Source organism: Brevundimonas sp., from assembly GCF_044239655.1.
Taxonomy (GTDB): Bacteria; Pseudomonadota; Alphaproteobacteria; order Caulobacterales; family Caulobacteraceae; genus Brevundimonas.
The window spans coordinates 1-3,491 of sequence record NZ_JBIIAY010000223.1 but is presented as its reverse complement, the minus strand read 5'-3'; the positions used below and the strand labels follow the sequence as shown (position 1 = coordinate 3,491).

General features: G+C 42.6%; 7 protein-coding genes. All 7 read right to left on the bottom strand.

Annotation, left to right across the window (positions count from 1 at the left end):
• Positions 1 to 359: 359 nt before the first annotated feature.
• Positions 360 to 569 (bottom strand): hypothetical protein, encoded by a 210-nt coding sequence (locus ACILQR_RS16635; protein WP_395652472.1) that lies wholly within the window; start codon positions 567 to 569, stop codon positions 360 to 362.
• The gene (locus ACILQR_RS16630; RefSeq protein WP_395652471.1) at positions 566 to 769 is read right to left on the bottom strand and encodes a hypothetical protein; all 204 of its coding nucleotides are present in this window, start codon (positions 767 to 769) and stop codon (positions 566 to 568) included. Before ACILQR_RS16630 ends, ACILQR_RS16635 begins: the two co-directional genes overlap by 4 nt.
• Position 770: 1 nt before the next feature.
• The gene (locus tag ACILQR_RS16625) at positions 771 to 1,040 is read right to left on the bottom strand and encodes a hypothetical protein (RefSeq protein ID WP_395652470.1); all 270 of its coding nucleotides are present in this window, start codon (positions 1,038 to 1,040) and stop codon (positions 771 to 773) included.
• Positions 1,037 to 1,567: a hypothetical protein gene (locus ACILQR_RS16620; protein ID WP_395652469.1), complete on the bottom strand. Its 531-nt coding sequence runs from the start codon at positions 1,565 to 1,567 to the stop codon at positions 1,037 to 1,039. Before ACILQR_RS16620 ends, ACILQR_RS16625 begins: the two co-directional genes overlap by 4 nt.
• A 3-nt stretch (positions 1,568 to 1,570) precedes the next feature.
• The gene (locus ACILQR_RS16615) at positions 1,571 to 2,167 is read right to left on the bottom strand and encodes a hypothetical protein (protein WP_395652468.1); all 597 of its coding nucleotides are present in this window, start codon (positions 2,165 to 2,167) and stop codon (positions 1,571 to 1,573) included.
• 2 nt (positions 2,168 to 2,169) lie between these two features.
• On the bottom strand, positions 2,170 to 2,748 hold the full coding sequence (locus ACILQR_RS16610; RefSeq protein WP_395652467.1) for a hypothetical protein: 579 nt from the start codon (positions 2,746 to 2,748) through the stop codon (positions 2,170 to 2,172).
• A gap of 9 nt (positions 2,749 to 2,757) precedes the next feature.
• The coding region (locus ACILQR_RS16605) for a hypothetical protein (protein ID WP_395652466.1) at positions 2,758 to 3,491 on the bottom strand (734 nt) is incomplete at its 5' end.

The window sequence follows — 3,491 nt, the reverse complement described above, 5'->3', positions numbered from 1 at the left end:
GTGTTTGTTCTTCCTCTAGTCTTGCATATTCTTCTTCAAACCTACTCCACACTGCACCTAGTTCTGGGTCTACATGGTAGATTAAAAACTCTCTAAGTTCTACTGCTTGTCTCTCAAGCTCTATTTGATTTAATATATTATCTAAAGCTTGTGCTTTTAAACTCTTTGCAGGTTTCTTTTTTTCTTCTTCTATTACTTGTTTAACTTGTTCTTGTGCATTAAAAAAGTTGCCTATGCAACTTGATATTTCTCTTGCTATTTTAGTAACATCATTACCCGCTGCTTTAGCATCTTTATAAAATGCAACGCCTTGTTTAATAGCAGCGAGGGCAGTGAACGCAATTGTAAAAGGGTCAATTTTATACTCCTATAATGTTTCTAACAAACTCTGCTGCTACGCCCGGGCCAAACAACACTGCTGCTATTACAGCATATAAAAGATATTCAATCTTTGTCATGCGTTTATCACCAGCTTCAAACGATTGTTTAATGGCAGCATATCGCTGAGCACAAACTTCTTCGTGTGTCATAAGTTTGGCTTCTGTTTCAGATATTAGTTTGTCATTCATGGTGTAGGTTCAGTAGGTGTTATTTCTGGAACTACTGTTGCTATTTGAGCCTCTGCCAATGCTTGTGCATCTGCAAGTGCTTCTGCTTCAGCCGCTGCTTGTGCCGCTACTGCCGCATCATGGATGGCTTGTTCTTCAGGTGTGTATTCAACTTGTGTGGTTACGCCTGTTTCTACGTTCACTACGATTCTGTGTGTCATGTTATGCCTTTGGGTATTTAACTTTAACTGCCAAGCAATCAGCGATGTACTTGTCAATTTGGGTTTGGTTGCCTTTGACTACACCGTCAAGGTAGTCAGTTATTGGAGGATACTCAGCCGCACGTTTAGCTTTGTATGCGTTGGGGTCAACCCAAGCATTGACAGCAGTTAAGTCGATTTCAACTTTGTTGCCTTGGGCATCTCTTGCGCCATCACCATCATCAACTGTGACAACACTTGGATAGAGTGCATATATTGCATTGTGATTCATGCTGCTATCTCCATTACTGTAATTGAACTACTTAATCTTGGGTCATAAACAAAATCAGCATCAGTTTGTGAACGATTAATATAACCAGCCGCACCATCCATTACTGCTTGTATTTTATAAGTTACGCTACTTGTAGTTGCTGGAGAATCAAGAAATGACACAGCCGCAGTTGCCGTAGAACCAGACGTAGCTGTTTGTGGAAATTCTGCTATGCACCTTCTTCGAACACCTGCTGCATCGCCTTGACCAATAGCAGTTGCATCACGATATAAATTAAGAATACCATCGTGCGCTGTTGACCCTTGTACGCAAAATGTAACCAAAACTTTACTTGTAGATGAGGTAGGAGTTATACTAACGCTAAGTCCAGATATATCCCCTGTTGCCCCAATAGCAAAAGAAGAAGTATCTGTTTTAACACTTTGCAACACCTGCAATACCTTGCCAGCAGACGCTTGCAACGCAGATGATGCCCCTGCAACTACTGGGTAAGTGATACCTGCTGAACCGTTAATTGTTACTGCCATGATTTAGCCTTCATAAAGAATGTTTATACTGCCAGAGTCGAATGTATTCGTGCCATTTACAGAGGTTATGCGTACTCTGTCAAGTGTGCCTGAGAGTGTTTTTCTACCGCCACCAAACATTGTGTAACCAACAGTTAATTCTGCCATGTGTGTCGCAACCCACAAATTTGTTGACGCATCTAATAAAGTGATAACAGCAGTACCTGTAACAAACAGTGATGGCTGTCCACCACCGTTGTCCATAACATAACCCGTAGTCTCTGAGTTTGATGCACCAGCACCGCCATTGCTATAAGCACCAGTGCTAAGATAACCTGTGTTTTCAATACCGCCAGAGTCCCCAATTTGTATTAGCAGTCGAGAGTTAGAGCCAGCGGCACTTAAATTTTGAAACATCACTGTGATTCGCTTCACCCATGATGGGATAGAAGTAAAGTCAATGCTTGTACCTGATGTAGAGGCAACCGATGTACCCTGAGTAATCCTCTGCAACTGCGCCCTAGATGCATTGCTGTCAGTGCCAAAGAATTGACCGTTGTATTCAATCTGCCCAGAGGCCGCCGTGACCAGCGTGTTAGAAGCTAAAGCAAGTATTGACATGATTATCCTTCGTACAGAATGTTGACAGAGCCAGCATCGAATGTGTCAGTGCTTGATGTTGTAATACGAACAGCGGTCAGCACTGCGCCCAATGAAACATCACCGCCACCAAATACAAGTGTAGTTGTATTTCTTTTTGTAGTGTGTGATGAAACCCAATTATTTCCAGATATGTTTGTAATTATCATATGACCAGAAATAATAGCTGCTGCGGCTGAGGTAAACACTACAAATCCAGCCGTTGATGAAGTAGCTGTATTCCCCGCACTTTCACAGGCAATAGAATTTGCAATATAGCCACTTGTTGTATAGGTTGTACTTCCTGTACCAAGCTGAACCAAAATATTTGCTGTTGCGGAATGAGATGTACCTTGAAACATTACAGTGATTCGTTTAACCCAAGGTGGCAAATTTGTAAAGTCAATTGCAGTGCCAGATGTAGAAGCCACCGCTGTACTCAATGTATTGACAGCACTTGTCGCAGTGGCGGCTTGAAGTGTCAGCGTGTTTGTACCAGCAACAAGGGGTGCTGCAACTGTGATAGCCCCGCTGGTATCTCCTGAGATAACGACTGATGACATATTTTTCCTTTATAAAACAATCCAACGGCTACCGCTAGATACTGTAACTGATTGACCTGATGCAATTGTCATTGGCCCTGCTGACATTCCTGAAGTGCCTGATGCAATTGTGTAGCTTGCAGCCACTGTTTGACTGTTTGTATAAATACCATTTCCTGCATTTATAACTGTAGATTGAAATTCACCAGTACTAGGCTTGTATAAAAGTTTAGTGTTTCCTGTGTAAATTGTTGTTGGTACTCCACTTGTAGCAGAAGCAAACAAGGGGTATAAATTGGTTGCTGTGGTTGTATCATTAGCTAACGATGCACCAGAAACAATTGCAGCCCATGAAGCTGTTGTACCATCTGTAGTTAAATATTCACCAGCATTCCCTGTTTGTGAAGGGAGTGCATCCACCACTGCCCATGAGGTAGCTGAACCATTGGTAGTTAGAAATTTACCACTATTACCTGTTTGGGGAGCAACAACACTAGCTGAAGCTGCTGCCGCTACAGCACTATTTTCAGCAGCAGAGGCTGAGGCAGCCGCAGCATCAGCACTAGCTGCTGCATTACCTTCTTGTTCCAACAACCATCCCTTTGTAACTGCATCCCCGTTATTTGTAGGGTCAGCCATGTTGATGACTTTACGACTATTCATGTCTAAGTCAACATCCATCCCGTTAGGGGCTGTGCCATCCAAAGACAACGTGTTCTCTAATGCCGCTTCAATTGCATCAAAGTTGGCATTTAGAGCATCTA